Source organism: Bacillus sp. RO1 (genome assembly GCF_012524115.1).
Classification (GTDB): domain Bacteria; phylum Bacillota; class Bacilli; order Bacillales; family Bacillaceae_I; genus Sutcliffiella_A.
This window is the reverse complement of the sequence record NZ_JAAZWB010000091.1, coordinates 33,576-57,812: the sequence shown is the minus strand read 5'-3', so window position 1 is coordinate 57,812 and position 24,237 is coordinate 33,576. Positions and strand designations below refer to the sequence as shown.

Here is a 24,237-nt window from a genome sequence, read left to right as displayed (position 1 = left end):
ACTCTCCAATAAAGAGTCTGAGCTTTTGCTCAAAATTTGCTAGCTTGTGTTACTTAAAATCATTTTGTCGTATTCCGTAGAACCGACGTTATGACGCTGTTGTTTTGTTTAGTTTTCAAAGATCATTTGCTCTGTCGTCTCTCTCAAGGCGACTTTATTATCTTACCAAATCAATTGGCTTGTGTCAACAACTTTTTTCAATTCTTTTTTTAGAAGAAACGATGTCGTTTGTGACAACGAATATTAATATACCATCGCTAGAATACAAAGGCAATAGGTTTTTTAAATTATTTTCGTTAAATGATAATGTTGTAATAGTCTCATTATTCAGTGCGCCTTTTTGTTCTTTTTCACAACTCCTTTTATTCTTTCTCTATACTAAAAACGCCGCACTGCTTATTCTACAGTGCGGCGTTACATTTTAGAATTAACGATGTCTCATTTGCGGGAATAACAACACATCTCTAATAGAAGGAGAGTTTGTCAACAACATAACAAGGCGATCAATTCCAATTCCCAGTCCACCTGTTGGCGGCATACCGTATTCAAGTGCCTCGATGAAGTCGTGATCCATTTCGTGTGCTTCGTCATTACCTTGCTCTTTTTCTTTAAGTTGCGCTTCAAAACGCTCTTTTTGATCGATTGGATCGTTAAGCTCAGTAAAGGCATTTGCATGTTCACGACCAACAATGAACAATTCAAAACGATCGGTGAAACGTGGATCTTCTGCATTTTTCTTGGCTAGTGGGGAAATTTCCACTGGATGCCCGTAAATGAATGTAGGTTGAATAAGCGTCTCTTCTACTTTCTGCTCGAAGAATTCGTTCAAGATATGACCGAACTGCATATGTTCTGTAATTTGAATGCCGTGTTCTTTTGCAAGAGCACGAGCTTCTTCGTCTGTCATCTGCTGCCAAAAGTCTACACCTGTTGCTTCTTTGACCGCGTCAACCATGTGCAGTCGCTTCCACTCAGGTGTCAGATCAATTTCGCTGTCGGCATACTGAACCTTCGTGCTGCCCAATACTTCCTTGGCGATGTGAGCAACAAGATTTTCTGTAAGGCTCATGATGTCTTTGTAGTCTGCGTATGCTTCATATAGTTCTATCATGGTGAACTCCGGGTTATGTCTAGTGGATACACCTTCGTTACGGAATACACGGCCAATTTCATAGACTTTCTCTAAGCCGCCGACAATCAGGCGTTTTAGGTGAAGCTCAATGGCGATACGCATGTATAGAGTCATATCCAATGTGTTGTGATGTGTAATAAACGGACGTGCTGATGCTCCGCCGGCAATAGAGTGCATCATTGGCGTTTCCACTTCCAGGTAGCCATGATCGTCTAGGTAACGGCGCATCGCTTGGATGATTTTAGAACGTGCAATGAACGTTTCTCTGCTTTCTGGGTTTGTGATTAAGTCAAGATAGCGTTGACGGTAACGTTGTTCTACATCTTTAAGTCCGTGGTATTTCTCAGGCAGTGGACGCAATGCTTTTGTAAGCAGTTCAAACGAAGTCGCTTTAATAGAAAGTTCTCCTACTTTTGTTTTGAAAACAAAGCCTGTTACTCCGACAATGTCCCCGATATCTGCTGAGTTGAAGATTTCGTATGCTTCATCTCCTACAGCATCTTTACGAATGTATAATTGGATTTGGCCGGTTAGGTCCTGGATATGTGCAAAACCTGCTTTTCCTTTACCGCGCTTTGTCATGATACGACCTGCTAGCGTTACAGCGATTTCCTGTTCGTCCAACTGTTCTTTTTCGATTTCACCGTATTGGTTAATCAGTTCTTTGGAGTCATTTGTGCGTTCAAATCTAGCTCCGAACGGATCCAACCCTTTATCGCGGTGTTTTTGTAATTTTTCTCTCCTAACCATTAACTGATCATTCAAGTTCAATTCTTCTTGACTCATTCTATTCAACTCCAACTAGTAATTTATCTACTCATTTATGTAGCAGCTTTTCTTTTATCTATCATATAGACTTTCCAACTATAAATAAAGCTAAAACTGCCAGTAGCAACTTACTGGCAGTTCGATAGTGTTTTTGGGGTACAGTCGCCTAGTGTAGTTTTATATCGCTTGGGAAGTCATTGCTTCTTTTGCCTCAGACTCTTCTACAAGGTTATCAAGCAAGCTTACAAGATCCATTCTCGTGTTGCATTCATTAATAGAGTTGCGAACTAATGCATTGCCGCGGATACCTTTTAGGTACCACGCTGTATGTTTTCGCATTTCGCGCACTGCTGTATTTTCTCCTTTAAGGTCGATAAGACGATCAAGGTGCAGCTTACATACGTCCATTTTTTCACGTACAGATGGTTCCCCGACAAGCTTTCCTGTTTCTAAGTACTGTACCGTACTGTAGATCATCCAAGGATTCCCGAGTGCCGCGCGTCCAATCATAACACCGTCGACTCCCGTTTCCTCTAGCATTCTTTTAGCATCCTGAGGAGTTTGAACATCTCCGTTTCCGATGACTGGAATGTTGACAGACTCTTTTACCTGCTTGATGATGTCCCAATCAGCATGTCCCTCATACATTTGCACTCTAGTGCGCCCATGGACCGCTACCGCTTGCCCGCCTGCGCGTTCAACGGCACGAGCATTTTCAATGGCAAAGATATGATCTTCGTCCCAGCCTGTGCGCATTTTAACTGTGACAGGCTTGTCGACTGCATCGACGACAGCTGCCACCATTTCATAAATTTTGTTCGGGTCAAGCAGCCATTTGGCACCTGCGTCACACTTGACGATCTTTGGTACCGGGCATCCCATATTAATATCAATGATGTCTGCTGTTGTGTTTTTATCCACGAATTTCGCCGCTTCAACAAGTGTATCTTTCTCGCCTCCGAAGATTTGCAGGCTCAGTGGTTTCTCACGCTCATCAATATAAAGCATGCCCATCGTTTTGGCATTTTTATAGAGAATCGCTTTGTCGCTTACCATCTCGGCACAGACAAGGCCTGCTCCAAATTCTTTCACCGTTAGGCGGAATGCTGCATTACAAACTCCAGCCATTGGCGCTAAGACCACTTGGTTTTTCATGGTGATATCGCCGATCTTTAACATCAGTTGTTGACCTCCTCCCTGGTTAGTTCTGGTGGTTCCAGTTCCTTAACTGTAATATTTAGTTCCTCGGCAATCGACTGAACTAGGTCTTGTGAAGGAACGCGGTTTCCCCGTTCAACCTCTCCTAAAACAGAGACTGATATATGAAGATTTTTTGCGAATGATTCTTGGGTATATCCCTTCAGCTTTCGGTATGCTCGGATACGTCTTCCCCACTTCTCGGCTTCCATACATGTACCCCTTCTCTATCTTGTTGTGCAAGTAGCTCTTTTCTATCTATCTCTATGGGCAGATCTTTACTTTCCGCGATCTCCATTAAAGGAACAAAAACAAAAGCTCTTTCCCACATTCTTGGGTGCGGGATTATAAGCTCTTCTGTTTCAATATTTTCTTGGTTATACAATAAAATGTCAAGGTCTAAAGTACGCGGCCCCCATCGTACTTCTCTTTTCCTGCCAAAAAGATGCTCGAATCCTTGTAATACCTTTAATAAACCAACAGATGTCAATGGAGTTTTAACTTTAATTACCATATTTAAAAATTTATCCTGTTCTGTATAGCCGACAGGATCTGTTTCGTAGATGGAAGATTCCTTCTCTACCGTTATCTTGTCATGTTGATGAATCTGTTGGATAGCATCCTGAAGGTACCGGGCACGGTTCCCTTGGTTGGACCCCAGGGCAATATAAGCTGTATTCATTAGGAACGGCCCCTCGTAATTTCTACTGCGACAGATTCATAATGTCCAGGGATTGGTGGATCTGGCTTGATGGCTTTGATGGTGCAACTTTTAATCCGTTCAAAGGATGACAAAATCTCCTCTGCAATTCTCTCCGCAACTGTTTCGACTAATTTATGCGTTTCACCCTCGACTACTTTTTTACATGTATTATAGAGGTCCGCATAATTGACGGATTGTGTTAGGTCATCGGATTTACCTGCTTTGGATAGATCAAGTTCCACTGTCAGATCAATCATAAACCGTTGGCCGAGTTTTGTTTCTTCCGGAAAAACGCCATGGTATCCGTAGAATTTCATCTGATTTACATATATCTTATCGATAGGTAAGCCCTCCTTCATAGAGCATGGCATCCATCATTTTCGCCATACGTGCAATCTCTTTCACATCATGTACACGGACAATGTGGCAGCCCTTCTGTATGCCAAGACACACCGTAGCCCCGGTCCCTTCCATTCTTTCCTCCGCCGGAAGGTCTAACACATGGCCGATAAACCTTTTTCTAGACGTCCCAAGGAGAAGTGGGTAACCAAGCGTATGAAAGTGTTCGAGCTTTTGCATCACTTTGATATTGTCCTCATATGTTTTAGCAAACCCTATCCCCGGGTCCAAGATGATATTTTCATCCTTCACCCCGGCACGCTTTACCAATGTAATACTCTCAAACAAGTCACTGATCATATCCGGAATCAATTGGTGATAGTCCCGCTCTTTCCGATTTTGCATAAGGATGATCGGTACTTGAAGCTCGGCGGCAACAGCGGGCATATCAGGGTCCCCCTTTGCCCCCCATACATCATTGATGATGTGGGCCCCTGCCTGAATTGCCTGCCTTGCCACTTCTGCTTTATAGGTGTCAATGGATATGGGCACTTGCACTTCCTTGGATATCGCCTGGATAACTGGAATGACCCGCTCCAGCTCCTTTTCCAGACTCACCTTCTCCGCTCCAGGCCTAGTCGATTCCCCGCCTATATCAAGGATGTCCGCCCCTTGTTCCACGAGTTCCTTAGCGCGTAAAACTGCCCTTTCCACTTCGTTGTATTTGCCTCCATCGGAAAAAGAATCCGGCGTGGCATTCAAGATCCCCATAATTAAGGTTCTTTCACCCAGCGGCAAGTTATATGGTCCACATATCAGATTCGTTTGATATAAGTTCGTATTTCCCATTTTTCCAATCTACCTTCTTTACCTGTTGATAGGTCATCAATTGCTGTTCTGTACTCTGTTTATATATATCTTTCAGACAAGTGAGCCACGATGTTTCAACTATAGGGAATACTGTGTCATCTAGCTTATTGATCCTTATTATTTCCTGGGTAGAGTTAGTGATAAACACCTCATCCGCTTGCAAAAGTTCTTTAACGGGGAATTCCCCTTCTTTCACTTCCAGTTTGAGAAGGGTGCATAAGTGCAGTATGAACCTTCTAGTCACTCCATTTAGAATTCCTGTCGAAATGCTCGGGGTATAGACGGTGTCCCCTTTTATCCAAAAAACATTGGAAACAAGTCCTTCTGCCACAAAGCCTTCCTGCGTGAGAAAGATCCCCTCTACATCCAGCTGTGTCCCTAACTCCCTTTTACCTAAAAGATTATTTAAATAGTGGTGAGACTTTAATCTCGTATCACCTTCTGGGGTATTGCGTCTCCGGTTCAAAATTACAGCCTGTTTATTAGCTGCATTGTGTTCAGGTACAGGCCTTGTAAACAACAACAAGGACGGGGCCCGGTACGTCTCTGTGGGAAGCCCCCAGTTACTGATGCCGGCAGTGACATTCAGCCGGATTACACCATCCGTTAAGTCGTTTTTCTTTAATGCTTCTGTTATCAATTTATATAACTGCTCATCTGAATGGTCCCACTCTATATAGACCGACTCTAACCCGTCCCTTAAACGCCTCAGGTGATCGTGAAACAAGAACGGGAGGCCTTTATACGTGCGGAACGTTTCAAAAAGCCCCACTCCATATAGAAAACCATGATCCATAACCGAAACATTTGTCTCTTCTATCGGCTGCCAGCTTCCGTCTTTATAAACAATCATGTTATACCTTTTTGGGAGAATAAGTTGAGATGAAGTTGCGCAATAATTCTTTCCCTACGGAGGTCATGATGGATTCCGGGTGAAATTGAACTCCTTCGATTGGAAGCTCTTTGTGGCGGATGGCCATTATCTCATCCTGATCTGTCCATGCTGTTATTTCAAAGCACTCCGGAAGGGTTTCCTTTTTCACAATTAAAGAATGGTATCTTGTCGCAACAAATGGATTTGCCAAGGTACGGAAAATTGTCTTCCCGTCATGATGCATCTCAGATGTCTTGCCATGCATTAATCTTTCCGCCTGTATCACGTCTCCGCCAAACACTTGGGCAATCGATTGGTGTCCAAGGCATACTCCAAAGATTGGTTTCTTACCGGCAAAATGCTTAATTACTTCTAAACTAATTCCTGCCTCATTCGGCGAACAAGGTCCAGGAGATATCATTAAAAACTCAGGATTAAGCTCTTCTATCTCCTCAATGGTAATTTCGTCGTTTCTCTTTACCACTAATTCCTCTCCAAGCTCTCCTAAATATTGCACCAAATTGTACGTAAATGAATCATAATTATCAATCATTAAAATCATACTCTCACCTCTGCTCTTTTTTTTACCTCTTCTTCACTCAGCTCTTTCGCTTTCCATAGGGCCGCGGCTTTCTTTAAGGATTCCTTATATTCACGCTTCGGCACAGAATCAATGACCACACCAGCACCGGCCTGCACATAAGCCATGCCGTCTTTGGCAATCATCGTCCGGATGGAGATGTTTAGTTCCATTTCTCCATCATAGCCAATCCACCCTATGGAACCAGTATATACAGAACGTCTTACCGGCTCAAGTTCTTCTATGATCTCCATCGTCCTAACCTTTGGTGCACCTGTTATCGTACCTCCAGGAAAGGTCGCCTCAATAATATCAGAAATATTCTTTCCTTTTTTCAATTCCCCCTGAACATTGGAGACAATGTGCATGACATGCGAATATTTTTCGATAGCCATGAACTCATTCACTTCTACCGTGCCGTACTCACAGACCCGGCCCAGGTCATTCCGCTCCAGGTCCACTAGCATGACATGTTCGGCACGCTCTTTTTCATTATCAATCAGCTCTTGTGCAAGCTTGCGGTCCTCTTCGTCCGTCTTGCCACGGGATCTGGTCCCTGCAATTGGCCGTGTACTTACCACGTCGCCTTTTTTCTTCACTAAAAGCTCCGGGGAACCGCTGACCAGCTGGAAATCAGGAAACTGCAAATATCCCATATATGGAGAAGGGTTTATCTTTCTCAAAGAGGAGTAGACTTCCATCGGATGAGTCATGAGTGTCTCTGCCTGCCTGACAGAAAGATTCACCTGAAAAACATCACCTTGTGCTATATATGCTTGAACCTTCTTCACAGCTTTTATGAAGTCCTCTTCTGTAAAAGAGACCTCTCTGTTTTTTAAAGGTTGTCTTTCTGGTGTATATGGATAGCTAGCTTCTTCTAAAGGCAGTTCCCATTGCTTTTTATATTGCTCGAGTCGTGTTTTGGCAGTCTCTTCTTGTCCTTCATGAGAATGGCTGATTAAATAAAGCACGCTTTCTTGCTTGTCATATACAAATACATCATCAAATAATAAAAAATAAAGGTCAGGCAGGGCAAGGTCATCCTCCGCAATTTCCGGTAAACGCTCAATATATCTGACACAATCATAGGTCAAATAGCCAATTGCTCCTCCTGTAAAGTCAGGGAAACCTTGTAGTTTCTGAATAGATCGCTCAGAAATGATTTCTTGTAATAGGGACAGAGGGTTCCCATTTCTTTTTTCCTTTTTCCCATCCAGATGATCAATGTGCAGCTCTTGTCCTTTCCCTTGAATGGAGGCGATTGGGTCGAGTCCGATAATATGATATCTTCCCCCACGTCCACTCTCCAACAGGACATGATAAGGCTTGTCCTTTGCGAGTGCTTTATATTTTTCAAACCATTGATTTTCATTTAACGTTAGCTTAATTCCTACAGGCACCTTTTGCATTCTTGCTGTCACGCTCCTAAATTGCATACTACCCTTATATTACATGAAAATTACACTCTGATGCACGATAAAAGAAAAGGGAAACAGTCCAACAGACTGTTCCCCTTAAGATAACCTATTCTTCAAATTGATATAATGGTGTGCTCAAATAGCGCTCCCCGTTACTAGGGATAATTGCCAGCACCTTTTTGCCTTTTCCTAGCTCTTTTGCCACTTGCAGTGCCGCAGAAATGGCAGCGCCGGAAGAAATACCCCCAAGCAACCCTTCACGTTTAGCAGCAAGGCGTGCATATTCAAATGCCTCTTCATTTTTCACTGTGATAATTTGATCGTAGATGTTTGTATCTAAGATTGAAGGTACAAACCCTGCACCAATTCCTTGAATTTTGTGAGGCCCTGGTTTTCCACCAGAAAGCACCGGGGAATCCGCAGGCTCCACAGCTATAATCTTAATTCCAGGGAATGCCTCCTTTAAGACCTCACCAGCACCTGTAATAGTACCGCCTGTTCCGATACCAGAAACAAAGGCATCAAGACCGTCGCTGAATTGTTTTACAATTTCTCTGCCTGTCGTGTTACGGTGAATCTCAGGGTTTGCCGGATTATTGAATTGCTGCGGCATGAATAACCCTTTTTCTTTTGCCAATTCTTCCGCTTTTCTAATTGCCCCACCCATGCCTTCTGGACCTGGTGTAAGCACTAATTCTGCTCCATATGCACGGAGGAGATTTCTTCTCTCCAAACTCATCGTCTCAGGCATGACCAAGATAGCCTTTAATCCTTTAGCTGCCGCAATCATTGCGAGTCCGATTCCGGTGTTTCCACTTGTTGGCTCGATAATGGTGTCGCCTTCTTTTAACTTGCCGTCTTCTATAGCAGCGTCAATCATCGCTAGGGCGATACGATCCTTAACACTGCTGCCAGGATTCATAAATTCAAGCTTCAGATACACATCTGCCATGTCTTCTTCTACAATTCGATTTAGCTTTACGACGGGAGTATTCCCGACTAACTCATCAATAGAATTTGCTACTCGTACCATTATTTTTCCCCCTGCCTTTAAAACTTAGTGTTTTTGTCGGATTAATCCCATTTAACACCATTAAATCTGAATTGTCAATTTATTTGGTTCGACCTATTGTGCAGAAGGAAGGTTCCACTCCACACCAACTTCGTCCCAGAATATCGAGGCATCCACCGAACCGTCCATGTGTTCCATAGCAAGATGTCGGCGAATCTGATCTTTTACTTCTTCAAAGGAATATGTGACTCCGTCTATTTTTTCATGAAGGTAGATGATTGCATATTTTCCGTCAACAGAAATAGGATCGCTCCACGACTTTGCTTTCAGGTTTGCAGCTTCTGTCATATAGACAGTCGGATAGACTTGCGATTCATGTGTTAAAAATCCAAGGTCTCCTCCTTGATTTGCCGTCAACTCATCCGTTGAGACTTCCATTGCAAGAGACGTAAAATTAGAACCATCCTTTAATTCTTTTACAACAGTTTCTGCCTCATCCCTGGTCTCTACGATAATATGAGAGAGATGAAAAGAGTCCTCAATCGTATATAGCTGCTTGTTTTCTTGATAATAGCTTTGCAATTCCGTTTCTGGTATCGTGACATCTTTAACAAGTAATTCTTCGAGCAATAAGCTAGAACGAATCTGTTCTTTCACAAGCTCTTCAGAAGTATTCGTATGCATAGGAGAACGGCTGTACATCGTTTTAATCATTTTCCATTCTCTGTCGACCGACTGTTCTGATACTGTCACATTGTATTTCTTCGCAATTTGTTTAACCACTTCATTATTGACCATTTTCGTCAGCATTTCCTGTCCATACATGCCTTCAAGTTCCTCTAACATATCTTTCCTCGTAATGACGGTATCTCCAACTGTTGCAACAATATTGGCTTGACCATTTACAAAAGCTGCCTCTTTTAACGAGAAGCTCTGTTTTACCACTACAGCTAGAGTGAGACAATTAATAATCACAAGACCAAAGATGATATTCCATACCCACTTTTGTTTTAATCTCCGCTTTTGGTTCATATGTGCCCCCTAGCCTTTTACTTGCTCCCTCATTGCCTCTAATTCCTCTTTGCTGAAAAGATACCTTGCATTACAGAAATGGCAGTGTGTTTCTGCTTGACCGTCTTCCTCGATAATTTCTGTTATATCCTTTTCTCCCAATGAAATGATTGCTTGTTCAAAACGCTCTTTTGAACATGTACATTTGAATTCAATCGGCATGGTTTCCAGGAACTTAACATTCCCTTCACCAAGAATTTCTGTCAAAAGTTCCTCCGGCGTTAAGCCTCTTTCAATCAACTTGGATACAGGAGTCATATTGTTGATTTTCTCTTCAATCAATGTAATCGTCTCTTCTGACGTTCCTGGTAAAAGCTGAATGATGAATCCTCCCGCTGCAAGAATGGTATTGTCAGGGTTAACAAGCACGCCCACTCCGACTGCAGAGGGAACTTGTTCGGAAGATACAAGGTAATAAGTAAAATCTTCTCCTAGCTCTCCTGATATCAATTCGGTTTGACCAGAAAAATGTTCTCTAAGTCCGAGGTCCTTAACAACAGAAAGCGTTCCGTTGGTTCCGACCGCACGTGCTACATCAAGTTTACCGTGCTGATTCAAGTCAAAATGCGTTTGTGGGTTGGTAACATAACCACGAACTTGCCCCTTTGCATTGCTGTCGACTAAAATTACCCCGATTGGACCACCGCCATCAATTTTCACGGTAAGTTTATTTTCTCCCTTTAACATCGCACCCATCATGACGGAAGCAGTCATCGCCCGTCCTAATGCTGCAGAAGCGGTTGGCCATGTCTGATGGCGTTGTTGAGCTTCTCCCACTGTTTCTGTTGTTCTGATTCCATATGCACGTACCTGGCCTTCAAAAGCCAAAGCTTTTACGAGATAGTCTGACATGCTAGTTAGCTCCTTTCAAATTTCAATCCTCTTTAGTATTTTTCATGTAAATCAAATGCAGTCCCTTCAACGTTAAGAAAGGATCTACGATATCAATGACATCTGATTCATTACCGATAAGCGCAGCAAGGCCACCAGTAGCAATAACTTTAGGGGTTACGTCACTTTGTCTCTTCATACGATTTACGATACCCTCAACTTGACCAACATAGCCAAAAAGAATACCCGCTTGCATCGCACTTACGGTGTTTTTACCAATTACTCCATCTGGTCTTGCTATTTCTATTCTAGGAAGCTTGGATGCACGGGAATAAAGCGCTTCTGTGGAAATGCTGATTCCCGGTGCGATTGCGCCACCCATATATTGCTTGTCCTCGTTTATGTAGCAATACGTGGTTGCAGTCCCAAAGTCCACAATGATTAACGGGCTTCCGTAAAGATGGATCCCTGCGACCGCATTGACGATTCTGTCTGCTCCAACTTCTCTTGGATTTTCATACTTTATATTTAAGCCTGTTTTGATTCCTGGTCCGACAATCAATGGTTTCAGATGAAAATATTTTTGACACATTCTCTCAAGGGAGAACATGATTGGCGGCACAACGGAAGAAATGATGATTCCTTCAAAGTCTTTAAAACTTAAGCCCACATGTTCAAGGAGAGATTTAAAGATCATGCCAAATTCGTCTTCTGTTTTATTACGGCTTGTTTCGACACGCCAGTGATGCTTTAATTCTTCTCCGTCATATACACCTATTACGGTATTGGTATTACCGACATCTAACACAAATAACATTTATATCCCCACCATGCTTTAAAATTAGTTTCATTATACTATATGGTAACCTAACTGACCCAATAGAAATTATTATTCCTTGGGAAATCATGATTCGACAGAATTCTACTGTTCTTGTTAACTCCCTGTTCCCTTCCGTTCCGGGCTTCGCTTTCCTAGGGGCGCTGCTGGAGCCTCCTCGGCTACGCCTGTGGGGTCTCCACCTAGCGCTATCTCCCTCAGGAGTCTTCGCCTTTTGCTCCAATCAAAAGCTATAAATTCTTTCACCACATAAATTTTCAGTTTTTCTGCGTTCTCCTTCGTGATTGCTCTCAACATTGCCGCTACTTCCCCGCAGGAGTCTCACCCCTGCACTTCCATCAACAGGGGATAATCCTATTTGACACTTTGGATCACATAAAAAAGGTGCCTGATTTTACTCCAGGCACCTTTTTATTTATTCAGGTTTGTTTTGATCAGTGGATTCAGTTTTGTTTTCATCTTTTTTAGAGTTGATATTCACTTTCACATCTTCGCCACCATCAGCCTTTGTAGGAAGTTCTGGAAGCTTCCCTTTGTCAAATAGGTGTTTGATTTGATCTGCATCAAGTGTTTCAACTTCTAATAGAGTTTGCGCTACAAGCTCCAGCTTATCTCGGTTCTCGGTAAGAATTTGCTTCGCTCTTTCATAACACTCTTTGATGAAACGTTGAATTTCCATATCAATTTGGTGTGCAATGGCATCACTGTAGTTTTGCTCATTTTGGATATCACGGCCAAGGAATACTTGCCCTCCTGAAGCCTGACCAAATTGTAACGGGCCAAGCTTTTCGCTCATTCCGTATTCGGTTACCATTTTACGCGCTATACCTGTTGCACGTTGGAAGTCATTGTGGGCACCAGTACTTGCTTCACCAAATGTGATTTCCTCTGCAACACGACCACCCAATAGACCTGTGATCTTATCTAATAGCTCTGGTTTAGTCATAAAGTAACGATCTTCTTTTGGAAGCATGACCGCATAACCACCAGCCTGCCCGCGAGGTACGATTGTCACTTTATGTACCGTATCAGCTTCATCCAATACGACACCAATAATCGTATGGCCCGCTTCATGGTATGCAACGATATTTCGCTCTTTTTGAGAGATAACTCTGCTCTTTTTAGCAGGTCCAGCAATTACTCTATCAATTGCCTCATCAATATCCAACATATCGATATGCTTCTTGTCTTGTCTTGCAGCAACAAGTGCCGCTTCATTCAACAAGTTTTCAAGGTCCGCTCCGGAGAAACCAGGGGTACGCATCGCAATTGTCTTCATATTGATACTATCATCGATAGGTTTGTTTCTTGCATGGACTTTCAGTACTGCTTCACGGCCTTTCAAGTCAGGACGATCTACCGTGATTTGACGGTCAAAGCGACCAGGTCTCAATAATGCCGGGTCAAGAATGTCCGGTCTGTTCGTTGCGGCAACGATAATAATCCCTTCATTCGCTCCGAAACCATCCATTTCAACAAGCAATTGGTTCAAAGTCTGTTCACGCTCATCATGACCTCCACCTAGGCCTGCGCCACGTTGGCGACCTACTGCATCGATCTCATCGATGAAAATGATACATGGAGCGTTCTTTTTCGCATTTTCAAAAAGGTCACGTACACGGGATGCACCGACCCCGACGAACATTTCCACAAAGTCAGATCCACTGATAGAGAAGAATGGTACGCCAGCTTCTCCTGCCACCGCTCTCGCTAGTAACGTTTTACCTGTACCAGGAGGTCCAACAAGCAGAACCCCTTTAGGGATACGTGCACCAAGCTCGGAGAATTTGCGTGGATCCTTTAAGAATTCCACAACCTCGACAAGCTCTTGCTTTTCCTCATCTGCACCGGCAACGTCTTTAAATTTAACCTTTTTCTTCTCTTCGCTATATAGCTTTGCCTTACTTTTACCAAAGTTCATGACACGACTTCCGCCGCCCTGCGCTTGATTCAGTAAGAAGAAGAATAGGATAAAAATAATGACAAAAGGAATGATGGAAGTAAAGAAGGTTACCCATCCGCTCGTTTCTTCCGCCGGATCTACTGTCATTGGAATCTTCTGCTCTTGGGCAATGGATTCTACGCGTTCCAAAGCACTTGCACTATTTGGAAATACGGATACAAAAGTCTCTCCTTCTGCAGCGCCTTCCAACTTACCACGCGCTTCATACACCGAACGCGTTGGCTGAATGGTGAATTCCTCCACCTTATTTTCTTCAAGATTCTGGATGAATGTATTATAGGTGATCGGTTTTTCGCTCGTGTTAGGGCTATTGAAAAAGCTCACAACACCAATGACCACTAAAAATATTAATAAATAAAAGATGGTATTACGAAATATTCTGTTCATCCCTTACCTCCTCCCACGATAGCCAAACTAAACCAATAGTAACATAGTAAATTAATCCAATTCAAGGAATCTGTATTGGGATAGCTTATTCTTCTACGTTAGAATAAATTTCAGGTTTTAATACTCCGATATACGGAAGGTTACGATATTTTTCAGCATAATCAAGGCCATAACCTACAACAAATTCATCTGGTACGATGAACCCAACATAGTCAGCTGTGATATCAGCTTTTCTTCCACTTGGTTTGTCAAGTAGTGTAACAATCTTGATGGATTTCGCTTTACGGTAGCGGAATAATTCCACTAGGTAGCTTAGCGTCAAACCGCTGTCGATGATGTCTTCGATGATCAGGATGTCTCTTCCTTCAACTGAAGTATCTAAGTCTTTTAGGATCTTTACTTCACCAGAGGAAACAGTGGAGTTTCCGTAGCTTGAAACGTCCATGAAATCCATTTCCAAATATGTATCCATACGTTTGATAAGGTCACCCATGAAAGGCATTGCGCCTTTTAACACACCAATCGCCAAAGGAAAACGATCACTGTAGTCCTCTGTTAATTGTGCACCTAGTTCTCTAACCTTTACTTGAAGCTCTTCTTCACTAAAGAGTACTTTTTCGATATCTTTGTTCATTTCTTTGTTGCCTCCCAAACTTTTTGACTCGTTTTGCAAGTTAATACTAAAACAGGACCCATCGTTTCCTCTGTTGCTTCGAAAGCGGAACGTTTAAGCATGGGTATCCACAAAATCTCATGGTTGGCATCGACAATTAAAGGCCATATTTCTCGTTGTTGAAGAGGTATTTTACCTTCAATGAAGATGCTTTTGATTTTTTTGGAACCGTTTGTCCCCTTCAGTTTCATTCGATCGCCGTCGAAACGGGTTCTCACATATAACGGAAGAGCGACCTTCGATAAATCAATCACAGCTTGATTTTCTTTGACATCTTGAGGTTTTTCAAGTGTCCGAATCTCGCTGGTGATCTTAAAATCGGTTGCTAACGCCACATTACCAGGGACTTCAAGCTTATGCTTGTAGGCTTTATCATATTCATCCTTATCAAATGTCAATGTGCATTCATCATAAGATTTGAAAACCTGTAAGCCATTTGGGAAATGCAGCCTTCCAGAAGGGTGTTCACTTTCCAATAAGGATAATAAATTATCAATATGTATAGAGGAAAGAGATGGAGGAATTTCATTATTATAGAGATAGTTTAATATTAGTTGAATCCCACGCCTTTGTAAAGGTTTAGCCATTAAAAGCAATGGTTTGATATCCAATATCACTCTATCGTTTGCTTTACTCTTAATAACGGCAATCCATTCCTTTTCCACTAACGCCCCTATGTATTGTTCACTCTCCTGTATTTGCTCGCTGAAAGCTTGAAACCTCTTATGAAGTCCAGGAAATTCCTCCTTCAAAACTGGTAGAATGTGATGCCGCAGCCTGTTTCTTCTGTAGGCGTCCTTGTCATTGCTGGGATCATGCCTGAATGGAACGCCATGGACAGTTAGATATTCCAAGATTTCAGACTTTGTTACAGTTAAGAACGGACGAATAATCACTCCATCTCCAAAGGCCCGTTTAGGAAGTATCCCTGCGTAACCAGTCATAGAAGATCCCCTTCCAAGTCTCATCAGAATGGTTTCCACCTGATCGTCTGCATGGTGACCGAGCGCAAGGAAGTCAGCATGATGTTTCTTCATCACTTTTTCATAAAAAGCATAGCGGCATTCTCTTGCTGCAACTTGCACGGTGAGTTTCTTCTCTTTCTGATAGGCAGACACATTGATTTGTTCTGCTTCAAAAAGAAGACTCCTCTTTTCACTTTGTTGCTTTACAAATTTCATATCCTCTTCGGATTCCGCCCCTCGGAACATATGATCGACGTGGGCTACTACTAGCTTCAGGTCCTTAGCTTCTTTAATGGAATCTAAATAATGAAGCAAACCCATGGAATCTGCTCCGCCACTGACACCAACCACCACAGTCGAGTTGGCTGGCAGCAAGTCATATTTATCTATGAATGTCGAGACAGTCTCCCACATATTGTGTACCCATTCCTTTAATCTACGCGTATAATTTCTATTTTATCCTACCATTTGACTTCTTCTCCTGCAAAAATAGATGCTTATCCAAAAACATCCATACTGCTTTATACCCCCGTACACATCCTCAAAACGCTTATACCTACATTATCTGACCATATAAATAGAAGAAATAAGCAAACAAAATAACCGATAATAGCACGGCAGTTTCCATCCACCCTTTGCTTGTGGCTTTCTGTGGCACAGGATTTACAGGTTTACTCGTAGCTGCTCTTCCTCCTACTCGACTTGTCCTTGAGGTTAGGCCTTGTTTGGCTTTGTTGTTTACTGTCCGCTGTGCCGGCCCTTTTGGAGAGTTACTTGGGTTACGTTGGCTCATGACAGAAAGCATACCGTTTTTCATTTCATGTGCAGAGGAATATTCACCGGCTAACGCTCGCATCAGGACAATTTTATACCTTTTTAGCCAAGCGTTTTTGTCAATCTGCTCTTCTAGTTGCTTAATTCCGCCCTCTCCGTTCTTTTGGAATTGTTTTGGGTAACAGATGTGAATCATAATCATTGCTACGGCAAATAGATCGTAATTAGCTTCTGCCTTCCTAGAACCCAGTCCCCAATAACCCCGGTCAAAAAACTCTGTGAATTCTTTAATGGCCCGGCCATGCTGGGTCGTGCCTCCAACATCCACAAGCCGTACTTTTGGAGGGGTTGCCGTTACAATGAGATTATCGGGCTTCAGATCTCCAAACACCCAACCTTCACGATGAAGCGTTTCAAGATCTGTAAGCAATTGCAAAGTTAGAATGCCAGCCCATTCCATTCCCCTTTTTTGGACAAAAGATAAAAGAGGCTCCCCTTCGAGAAATTCCATCACATAAAAGGAAAAAGTCTGTTTTCCACCAAGGCTTGGCCTCTCCCAATCATCTACATCTAACAAAGAAGGCCCCAGGGAGAACCCTTGGACCTTCGAAAAATGACGCAGGACATTAACCTCAGAAGTAATGGACATGCTGTTTTCACTTATTTTTAATGCAGCTAATCCCTTTGAACTCCTAGTTAGATATACATACCCCGTCGCACCGTACCCGAGTGTTCTGACAATGGTGTATCTCTCTTTATGCCATTTTCCGATAATGGTCGTCCCTTGAGGCAGATTACCTACCGGATTCTTCATAGTATTGTTCATCATCGGAAATCAAGCTCCTCAGGTTACGTGTTTCTTTAAAATAAGGAATGGCTTCTTGAATGGCAGGACCTGTTGGCGTGATCCCGCCTGTCGATAGCTTTGGAAAAATACTGGACAGCGATTCCAACTTCGGTGTCCAATCTAAGATCTTCTCCACTTCTTGGCGTTTTCCCGGGAAAACAAAGGCTGAAAACTGGTTATCACCAATTCTTGCATTCAAGCTTAGTGCCAAATCCAATAGTGCTTCCTTGACGGTTGGAAGCTTGGACTTCATGCTAGCACTAGTATCAACAAGAATCAGCACCTGCAGGGAAACCGTTTCACCTAGTTCATCCACTACTTCCATCACTTCCCCGCGTTTCTCAGGCGGAAGGTCCTCCATGGAAGTTTCTGAACCCAATATTTGTTGAAGCTCCTTATTAATAACCCCCTGTAATGTTTGGGTCATCGCTTTTCTGGTCACCATCTGGACTGTCTGAGATAAGTTCTTGGCATACACAATTTGACTGACGCCACCACCAGACATTGCGATCCCCTCTATCTCTTGCATTCCTCTTTCATCTATCGTATCCTCATCCATCACCCCAATAACATTTACTGTAATACCCTGTTCTTTCGCTAGGGCTGCCATGGCAATTGGGTCATCCCCTGAATTTGAGCATCCGTCTGTAATTAATAGAATTTGTTTTAACGTTCCTTTATACACGTTTCGTCCCCTCCTAATGCGTATAATTTACATTAGCCATCATGGACGAGACGGGCTTAATTTATACCTTTTGTGTGGAATTTACCTTCTAAGAGGTATTCACCCCGGCCACTTCCTTGTTGCTAGAAAGAGATAGTGCAAACTTGAATTCAGCCAGTACGTTGATTGGCAGTTTTGAAAGGTGTCCTATTCGTTCCTTGACTCCCTTTGCTTTTTTCGGCATTGCTACTTGAATCTTTCCTTTTCCATTCTCTTTCGTTGCTTTCATACCCGTTAAAGCGATCATCTCTTTTTCCGTCATATTTCTTGCAATCACTGCCAGCATGTTTTGCTTTCTCCACATTGTGTTCTTGGCATTATCTGACTCGTTGGCTGCTCTTCTAAACATGATCTCCGCATTCATTGCCAGTTTCAGGACTTGTCTCCCCAGCAAATTCATCGGACTAACCGGCACCACACTAACAGTTGGGCTCTCAAGTACTTCCTCTACAATCTCACGACGGCCACCCATTTCTTTCACAAGACCCGTTACCATTTTAGATAAAGTTTTCAACATTTAAAGCGCCTCCTTCATTCCTTGGTTTTTGGATAAATAGTGATAGGCAGGAATGGCTGCCCATTTCGGAATATTCCTCTCTATTTTTGCTACCACAACCGTCATGTCGTCCTGGATCTGACCTGATCTTGTCCGAATGACTTCCTCCATTATGATGTCTGCCATTTCTTGCGGGTCGTCCGTTCTAATTTCGGATACCTTTCGCTTCATCCATAAATCATAGTTTTCTACATGCTTTGGTCCTTCAAAAATTCCGTCGCTCATCATAATGAGCAGGTCACCAGCTTTTAACTGGGAACTCACGACGTCCACATCGAATTCTTGAATAATCCCCATTGGTAGATTACTTGCTTCAATTTTTATTACTTTATCTCCCCTCTTCACAAAACTTGGAGTCGAACCAACTTTTAAAAACTTGGCAGAAGCATCTTGAAGGTCAATCATTGCTAGATCGAGCGTAGTAAATATCTCATCGGTCGTCCTTAATGATAGGACCGAATTAACCGATTTGATGGCTACTTTTTCTTTAATTCCAGACTGTAGAATCTCTTGAAGCAACTTTAATGTTTCTTTACTTTCATAGTGCGCGCGCTCACCATTTCCCATCCCGTCACTAATGGCAATGGCGTATTTTCCGTGACCTAATTCTATGGTGGAATAGCTATCTCCTGATATCAGTCCTCCTCCTTTAGCGGCATGCGCAACGCCTGTGTCGACTACAAACGCTTTTGCAGAGCCGAATGATACATGACAGTACCCATTGTTATCAGAATTACATTCTTCCTTTTTAACAATAATATTCTCTCGCAATATATCTGAAAGCATCGGGGCGATGAGTTTTTCACACTCACCTCGCCCTTCGCAGTACGGAACGGTCATTTCAATATCCACATTCCCCTGCTCGACGCTGTAAATTTCCACTTGTTCAATTTCAATACCAAATGCTTGGAGGGCATCTAAAATCTGATCTTCCTGAACATAATGATTCTCCCTCTCTCGCTGAATCTCCCTTGCAAAGTCCTCCATTACTTGTGATACTCCCATCAATTGATCCGCTACCAACCTCCTACTCTCCATTAATTGTTTTTTCAGTTTCTCACTCGCGTGGAACTGGGCTAGCTCGTTTTTGATCACGGTTTTTACCTTTTCCGATTTTACGCAATGGCGATCCCACTCCTTTTGCAGTTTGACATTCAGACTAATGGTTCCTTCCTCTGTATCCTCCATTAAATGAGTCATATAATCATAGGTTTTCTGGAAATTCTGTGTCCAACACTGCTCTTTTTTAAAGCAATTTTGACACGTTTTCTCTGTAACATTGCTCAAAAAGAGGTCCACTTCTTTTTCAGAATTAGGGTGTTCAAATTGAAATTTTGAAAAGCTATTGGATAATGCTTGGAAAACGTGTGAAAATTGTTCCACTCTATTGGCAGTTACATCACGGATTTTCCGCATGTATTGCTGTTGCTCGGCTGTATGTTCAGCTGTTCCGGGAATGGATTTCGCCAAATTAGCAATAGCTCTTTGCGGGGTTAGCAGAAAGAGTGCAACAGCTACCATCGACTCCATGATAGTAGGAACAATTAGCGTCATCCCATCCCCATAAATGCCAATTAGTAATGTGCCTAGAAGCAGTCCCACCGATACACCAATCTTATTTCCTTCCCGCAGCAGCCCTCCTAACAAACCGGCAAAAGCCAGCAGACTCATCTGATATAGATTAGATACAGTAGCTAAGCTTAATATGAGACCTGTCACCACACCAACCGTGGAACCAATGGTGGCCCCAGCAACAAATGCAAAGATTAACACAAGATATCGAGATAATATATGTTCAACAGAAAGATCATAGGCTGTCCAACCGATGGTCCCTGTCAGAACGGAAGCGAATAGAATAATGAGGCAAATAATTTCTTCTGTTTTAAACGCCTGTCTCTTTTTCTTCATTGTGATAAGCGGTAGACTCTGAAAGAAAATAAGTGTGAGGATAAATCCAAGCCCCGCCTCTACTCCAATCATCAGCCAATCATACGTCACAATTCCTGTTGTAAAATAAATCATTGTTGTTTTGGAGAGAAAAGCCGAGAGGAAGACTAGGAACGGCATAGACTTAAGTGGCTCTATCTTTAATGCCTGTGCCCACTTGAAGAGAAGAACAAATAATATCATCCCACCCAACACATATGCGGCTGTAAGTGCCGAGATGGTGGCCGATCCAACCATTAAAGCAATTAACGTGAGCCCAGCCCGTTTCTTTTTTAAAAAATACACTGCTGCGAAAAACGGTAACGCAAAAGGTGTAATTTCATTTAGGATCAAGGCTCGTCCCAGTAAAAATCCGATAAAGACTAAAAGAAATCCTTGGTGAAAAAGGATAGTCGTAAGCTTCGTTTTCGTCGAATGCATTGACTTCACTATTGTTTTTTTGATTTTCCCAAACTGAAGATTGGAAACCGGTTCCCCCAAATCTCTTTCTAGTCCTTGCATGATATCCACTCCCATATTTTATCTATTGGGGTCATTATACAAGCTCAAAAGGAAAAGATTTGTCAAAAGAACCGCCCAGAACCTAAGAAGTGTTCGACTTATTACAAGGAAAAGAGGGAAAAGCTGTCATGAAATCATCGCATTTGCTAATCACTCTCATCAGTTTTTGTAAATTCAATAGGTAATTGCTAGGATAATGTTCTAATAATTCTTACATTTTTAAAATGTATTGACATATGAATGATAAGTTAGTATGATAATTCTTGTGTCTTATGAGAGACTTACTTTTTGAATCTCATGCAATCCTTATAAACTTGGCGGTGTAGCTCAGCTGGCTAGAGCGTACGGTTCATACCCGTGAGGTCGTGGGTTCGACTCCCTCCGCCGCTACCAACTTTATAAGGCCCATTGGTCAAGCGGTTAAGACACCGCCCTTTCACGGCGGTAACACGGGTTCGAATCCCGTATGGGTCATAATAATAAAAGCTGCCACAGCTTCAGGGAATACCTGAAATTGTGGCAGCTTTTTTGTGTTAGCGAACTTTAAATTAAGGGGTTTGGGGTAACTTTCTTGTTATTTTTGGGTGGATCACTCGATATTAATTGTTCCTGACACGTAAATTTCGGATGATTTTACGTTTATCCATTGTAAATTGATTTTATCCATTGTAAACGCACAGATATCCATCGTAAAAAGGATTTATCCATTGTAAAAGAGATTTATCCATGTATACAACGCCTTTATCCATTTTAGCAAAAGGAGATTTTAAGACGGTTGATTTCCGTTCCAGGCGCTTCGCTTTCCTGCGGGCGGTCCGGGAGCCTCCTCGGCTTCGCCTGCGGGGTCTCACCTGTCCCTTCCTCCCGCGGGAGTCTTCGCGCCTTCCACTACAATCAACTAAAGGGTATGCATTCACCATAGGAGGATATAGTTAAGTGTACTAAATAAAAAAACACGCCCCACATAAAGGGCGTGTTCAAACATTACGTTTATATATATGAGATTTTCAGCAGCAAGTTACTTTCTACTTGCTCCACGACCTCCACGTTTTGATTCCGTGTTGCGCTTCAGGGAAGATAAACGATCTTCACTATCTTTTAAGAATCTTGCCATCTTCTGTTCGAAGTTTTCCTTTGGTTTGAATTCTTCTCTTCTTCCTCGTGGTGGGCGTTGATTTGAGCGTTGTTGATTGTTGTTCGGACGTTGTGATGGTGCAGCAGAACGTGGTTGTGGCTCACGGTATGTGTCGCTTGCCTTCTTGATGGATAGACCAATCTTGCCATCCTTCTCCACGTTGATTACTTTCACCTGCACTTCGTCACCAACCTTAAGATGGTCGTTGATGTCCTTAACGTAGTTGTCTGCAACTTCACTGATGTGAACAAGACCAGTAGCTCCTCCTGGCAATTCAACAAACGCACCAAAATTAGTTATTCCTGTTACCTTTCCCTGTAACTTGCTGCCTACTTCGATTGACATAAAAAAAATGCTCCTCCTTAAAATCATAAAAAATAAATCACTTTACCTACCATTATACCTAGAGCAAAATTGAGGTGTCAATATGACGACTAATCTGACGACGAATCGTCAGGCATATTGAAGATGATTTCATCCTCTTCTGACATGAAATAATCTCTACGTGCGATCTTCGCAATATAATCATCATCGTTCAGTTTTACAATTTCCTCTTCTAAACGTTGTTGTTCTTTTTTAAGTTTTGCCAGCTCTTGTTGAACAACTTCTTTTCTATCCTCTTTTTCCTGAAGGATAGCTCGTTGGTCTAAGAGTGTTTTTCCCATTAGTATTCCAAAGACTAATGCTAAACAAAAGAATAATGATAATCGGCGATAAAGCCCACGGCGTCTTTTCTGTTGTTTCAACTGCTGGTCCTGTTTTTGTTTGGAATAATCGGAATGGATTTTTGCTACCTTTTCATCTTTTGCCGCGCTCATCTTATCATTCCTCTCCTAGCGCTTTTTCCAAAAGTTCTTTACTCTATTTATTATACTATGTTTCCTATTCTTTACTAGTGTGAAAAATCCTTCAAGTTTTTTGAAAACAATGTGTAAATATTTTTTCACCACGTTCGGGACCAACTTCCATACTAGCATAAGGATCCACTTGAATGGTAAGGAACAAATTTTAACAATTCGCCATAAAAGCAAAAGCAGAAAGCGAACGGTCGAGTAAAGAAACTTCCAAATACCCAATAATAATACAATAAGGGCTTGTACTAATAGTTGAATTGGCTTCACTATTAGCATTCTAACCATTTTTTCCAAGAAGCGATATAAGTTGATGACAAGTTGTATGATGGATTCCAGCAAGCTCAAATAAAAATATCGGAATAAGCTTTGATAAGCTGCAAAGCCACACACGAGTGCAATGAGAATATAAAAACGTATTTCTCCTTCATTGACTCTCAGCAATACATAAAAGCCGATAAGGGCTTGCAAGAGCCAAAAGAGGATATCATGAATAAACACAATCCACTTGGCTCTCTTTTCCCGTTTCAGAAAACGTCCATACGTATCGATGGCAGCTCCAAGCCATGCCCCCATCCCAATCATGGCAAGCATTGTATAAAGCTGGGTGCTAAGTGTCATTTGAACAACTTACTAAAGAACCCTTTAGCTTTCTCCGCCTGTTGGTCATCTAAATAAATGATTTCCATGATCTTTCCTTTGATCGAGACGACGCCACTTTCTACATCCAGGTTTTTCATCTGGAGATTTTGGCCCCTTACAGAGAGAAATCCCATCACTGTTTCTAATAAAAACTCTTCGTTATCAAAACTTTCCACTTGCTTTACACCGGTGATATCCAACATTCTGCGACTTCTCATCACGATGTCTTGCTCTTGGACAGTCTGCTTATTTCCTTGATTTGAATCATAGTATTGGTTCATATTCATCCCTCACCTATTTAGTACTTGAAGATAGTACATGTATATGAGAGGGATAATTTTTTAGAACATGCCTGTCCGTTACTCTTCTGTTTGTTCTACTCTTTCTTCTTTCACGATGGTGTACATCATGGCCGCATCTTCTTTTTTGGCATTTTCCTGAATGTTATCGACGGAAGCAGTCACGATTTTTTGGCCAAAATGGATTTTCAATTCATCTCCTGCTTTTACATTGCTGCTAGCTTTAGCTTGTACGTTGTTGATATAGATACGTCCCTGCTCTGCCACTTCTTTAGCAAGTGTACGACGCTTGATGATTCTTGATACTTTCAAAAATTTATCTAATCGCATTCTGTTACTC

At 42.2% G+C, this 24,237-nt stretch carries 26 protein-coding genes and 2 tRNA genes; 2 read left to right on the top strand and 26 right to left on the bottom strand.

From position 1 onward, the window contains the following. Window positions 1–427: 427 nt before the first annotated feature. The 21 genes from lysS to spoIIE all read right to left on the bottom strand — a co-directional run bounded on the left by lysS (window position 428) and on the right by spoIIE (window position 20,970). Window positions 428–1,918, bottom strand: a complete 1,491-nt coding sequence (gene lysS / locus HC179_RS20340; protein ID WP_168866012.1) for a lysine--tRNA ligase — start codon at window positions 1,916–1,918, stop codon at window positions 428–430. Between the two features lie 159 nt (window positions 1,919–2,077). Then, the gene (gene dusB, locus HC179_RS20335; protein WP_168866011.1) at window positions 2,078–3,079 is read right to left on the bottom strand and encodes a tRNA dihydrouridine synthase DusB; all 1,002 of its coding nucleotides are present in this window, start codon (window positions 3,077–3,079) and stop codon (window positions 2,078–2,080) included. Next, window positions 3,079–3,309 carry a helix-turn-helix domain-containing protein gene (locus HC179_RS20330; protein WP_168866010.1) on the bottom strand — a complete coding sequence of 77 codons (231 nt, stop codon included), beginning with the start codon at window positions 3,307–3,309 and terminating at the stop codon, window positions 3,079–3,081. Before HC179_RS20330 ends, dusB begins: the two co-directional genes overlap by 1 nt. Next, complete coding sequence (gene folK / locus HC179_RS20325) at window positions 3,261–3,779, bottom strand: 2-amino-4-hydroxy-6-hydroxymethyldihydropteridine diphosphokinase (RefSeq protein ID WP_168866009.1); 519 nt, start codon at window positions 3,777–3,779, stop codon at window positions 3,261–3,263. Before folK ends, HC179_RS20330 begins: the two co-directional genes overlap by 49 nt. Next, window positions 3,779–4,141, bottom strand: coding sequence for a dihydroneopterin aldolase (gene folB / locus HC179_RS20320; RefSeq protein ID WP_168866015.1), 363 nt, complete (start codon window positions 4,139–4,141; stop codon window positions 3,779–3,781). The genes folK and folB overlap by 1 nt, the downstream gene beginning before the upstream one ends. After that, window positions 4,134–4,988 carry a dihydropteroate synthase gene (gene folP / locus HC179_RS20315; RefSeq protein ID WP_168866008.1) on the bottom strand — a complete coding sequence of 285 codons (855 nt, stop codon included), beginning with the start codon at window positions 4,986–4,988 and terminating at the stop codon, window positions 4,134–4,136. Before folP ends, folB begins: the two co-directional genes overlap by 8 nt. Next, the gene (gene pabC / locus HC179_RS20310) at window positions 4,939–5,862 is read right to left on the bottom strand and encodes an aminodeoxychorismate lyase (RefSeq protein ID WP_168866007.1); all 924 of its coding nucleotides are present in this window, start codon (window positions 5,860–5,862) and stop codon (window positions 4,939–4,941) included. Before pabC ends, folP begins: the two co-directional genes overlap by 50 nt. A 1-nt stretch (window position 5,863) precedes the next feature. Then, window positions 5,864–6,445 (bottom strand): aminodeoxychorismate/anthranilate synthase component II, encoded by a 582-nt coding sequence (pabA, locus tag HC179_RS20305; RefSeq protein WP_168866006.1) that lies wholly within the window; start codon window positions 6,443–6,445, stop codon window positions 5,864–5,866. Beyond that, on the bottom strand, window positions 6,442–7,872 hold the full coding sequence (locus HC179_RS20300) for an anthranilate synthase component I family protein (RefSeq protein WP_168866014.1): 1,431 nt from the start codon (window positions 7,870–7,872) through the stop codon (window positions 6,442–6,444). The genes pabA and HC179_RS20300 overlap by 4 nt, the downstream gene beginning before the upstream one ends. Window positions 7,873–7,987: 115 nt before the next feature. Beyond that, window positions 7,988–8,914 carry a cysteine synthase A gene (gene cysK / locus HC179_RS20295; RefSeq protein WP_168866005.1) on the bottom strand — a complete coding sequence of 309 codons (927 nt, stop codon included), beginning with the start codon at window positions 8,912–8,914 and terminating at the stop codon, window positions 7,988–7,990. Between the two features lie 93 nt (window positions 8,915–9,007). Further along, on the bottom strand, window positions 9,008–9,925 hold the full coding sequence (locus HC179_RS20290) for a peptidyl-prolyl cis-trans isomerase (RefSeq protein WP_168866004.1): 918 nt from the start codon (window positions 9,923–9,925) through the stop codon (window positions 9,008–9,010). A gap of 9 nt (window positions 9,926–9,934) precedes the next feature. After that, window positions 9,935–10,816 carry an Hsp33 family molecular chaperone HslO gene (hslO, locus tag HC179_RS20285; RefSeq protein WP_168866003.1) on the bottom strand — a complete coding sequence of 294 codons (882 nt, stop codon included), beginning with the start codon at window positions 10,814–10,816 and terminating at the stop codon, window positions 9,935–9,937. A gap of 22 nt (window positions 10,817–10,838) precedes the next feature. Then, the gene (locus tag HC179_RS20280) at window positions 10,839–11,612 is read right to left on the bottom strand and encodes a type III pantothenate kinase (RefSeq protein WP_060666727.1); all 774 of its coding nucleotides are present in this window, start codon (window positions 11,610–11,612) and stop codon (window positions 10,839–10,841) included. A gap of 117 nt (window positions 11,613–11,729) precedes the next feature. Beyond that, window positions 11,730–11,930 carry a hypothetical protein gene (locus HC179_RS20275; RefSeq protein ID WP_168866002.1) on the bottom strand — a complete coding sequence of 67 codons (201 nt, stop codon included), beginning with the start codon at window positions 11,928–11,930 and terminating at the stop codon, window positions 11,730–11,732. A 118-nt stretch (window positions 11,931–12,048) separates the two neighbouring features. Next, the gene (gene ftsH, locus HC179_RS20270) at window positions 12,049–13,983 is read right to left on the bottom strand and encodes an ATP-dependent zinc metalloprotease FtsH (protein ID WP_168866001.1); all 1,935 of its coding nucleotides are present in this window, start codon (window positions 13,981–13,983) and stop codon (window positions 12,049–12,051) included. Window positions 13,984–14,068: 85 nt separating this feature from the next. After that, a complete protein-coding gene (gene hpt / locus HC179_RS20265; RefSeq protein WP_010191424.1) occupies window positions 14,069–14,617 on the bottom strand; it encodes a hypoxanthine phosphoribosyltransferase in 549 nt (182 codons plus the stop codon). Continuing rightward, window positions 14,614–16,035, bottom strand: a complete 1,422-nt coding sequence (tilS, locus tag HC179_RS20260) for a tRNA lysidine(34) synthetase TilS (RefSeq protein WP_168866000.1) — start codon at window positions 16,033–16,035, stop codon at window positions 14,614–14,616. The genes hpt and tilS overlap by 4 nt, the downstream gene beginning before the upstream one ends. Window positions 16,036–16,177: 142 nt before the next feature. Next, window positions 16,178–17,224, bottom strand: a complete 1,047-nt coding sequence (locus HC179_RS20255) for a protein kinase domain-containing protein (protein ID WP_168865999.1) — start codon at window positions 17,222–17,224, stop codon at window positions 16,178–16,180. Beyond that, window positions 17,190–17,927 carry a VWA domain-containing protein gene (locus HC179_RS20250; RefSeq protein ID WP_168865998.1) on the bottom strand — a complete coding sequence of 246 codons (738 nt, stop codon included), beginning with the start codon at window positions 17,925–17,927 and terminating at the stop codon, window positions 17,190–17,192. The genes HC179_RS20255 and HC179_RS20250 overlap by 35 nt, the downstream gene beginning before the upstream one ends. A gap of 88 nt (window positions 17,928–18,015) precedes the next feature. Further along, complete coding sequence (locus tag HC179_RS20245) at window positions 18,016–18,483, bottom strand: hypothetical protein (protein WP_168865997.1); 468 nt, start codon at window positions 18,481–18,483, stop codon at window positions 18,016–18,018. Continuing rightward, window positions 18,484–20,970 (bottom strand): stage II sporulation protein E, encoded by a 2,487-nt coding sequence (gene spoIIE / locus HC179_RS20240; protein WP_168865996.1) that lies wholly within the window; start codon window positions 20,968–20,970, stop codon window positions 18,484–18,486. A 316-nt stretch (window positions 20,971–21,286) separates the two neighbouring features. Between spoIIE and HC179_RS20235 the strand changes: the two genes are divergently transcribed. Next, window positions 21,287–21,363 (top strand) — tRNA-Met (locus HC179_RS20235). A gap of 9 nt (window positions 21,364–21,372) precedes the next feature. After that, window positions 21,373–21,444, top strand: a tRNA-Glu gene (locus HC179_RS20230). A 544-nt stretch (window positions 21,445–21,988) separates the two neighbouring features. Here HC179_RS20230 and HC179_RS20225 read toward each other — a convergent pair. The 5 genes from HC179_RS20225 to HC179_RS20205 form a co-directional block, all read right to left on the bottom strand. Continuing rightward, window positions 21,989–22,450: a S1 domain-containing RNA-binding protein gene (locus tag HC179_RS20225; protein ID WP_148990153.1), complete on the bottom strand. Its 462-nt coding sequence runs from the start codon at window positions 22,448–22,450 to the stop codon at window positions 21,989–21,991. An 89-nt stretch (window positions 22,451–22,539) separates the two neighbouring features. After that, window positions 22,540–22,923 carry an FtsB family cell division protein gene (locus HC179_RS20220; protein WP_168865995.1) on the bottom strand — a complete coding sequence of 128 codons (384 nt, stop codon included), beginning with the start codon at window positions 22,921–22,923 and terminating at the stop codon, window positions 22,540–22,542. Between the two features lie 15 nt (window positions 22,924–22,938). Beyond that, complete coding sequence (gene yabQ / locus HC179_RS20215) at window positions 22,939–23,577, bottom strand: spore cortex biosynthesis protein YabQ (RefSeq protein WP_168865994.1); 639 nt, start codon at window positions 23,575–23,577, stop codon at window positions 22,939–22,941. Then, window positions 23,574–23,879, bottom strand: a complete 306-nt coding sequence (gene yabP / locus HC179_RS20210) for a sporulation protein YabP (RefSeq protein WP_060666716.1) — start codon at window positions 23,877–23,879, stop codon at window positions 23,574–23,576. The genes yabQ and yabP overlap by 4 nt, the downstream gene beginning before the upstream one ends. A 78-nt stretch (window positions 23,880–23,957) precedes the next feature. Continuing rightward, window positions 23,958–24,227 carry an RNA-binding S4 domain-containing protein gene (locus HC179_RS20205; RefSeq protein WP_060666715.1) on the bottom strand — a complete coding sequence of 90 codons (270 nt, stop codon included), beginning with the start codon at window positions 24,225–24,227 and terminating at the stop codon, window positions 23,958–23,960. Window positions 24,228–24,237: the final 10 nt, after the last annotated feature.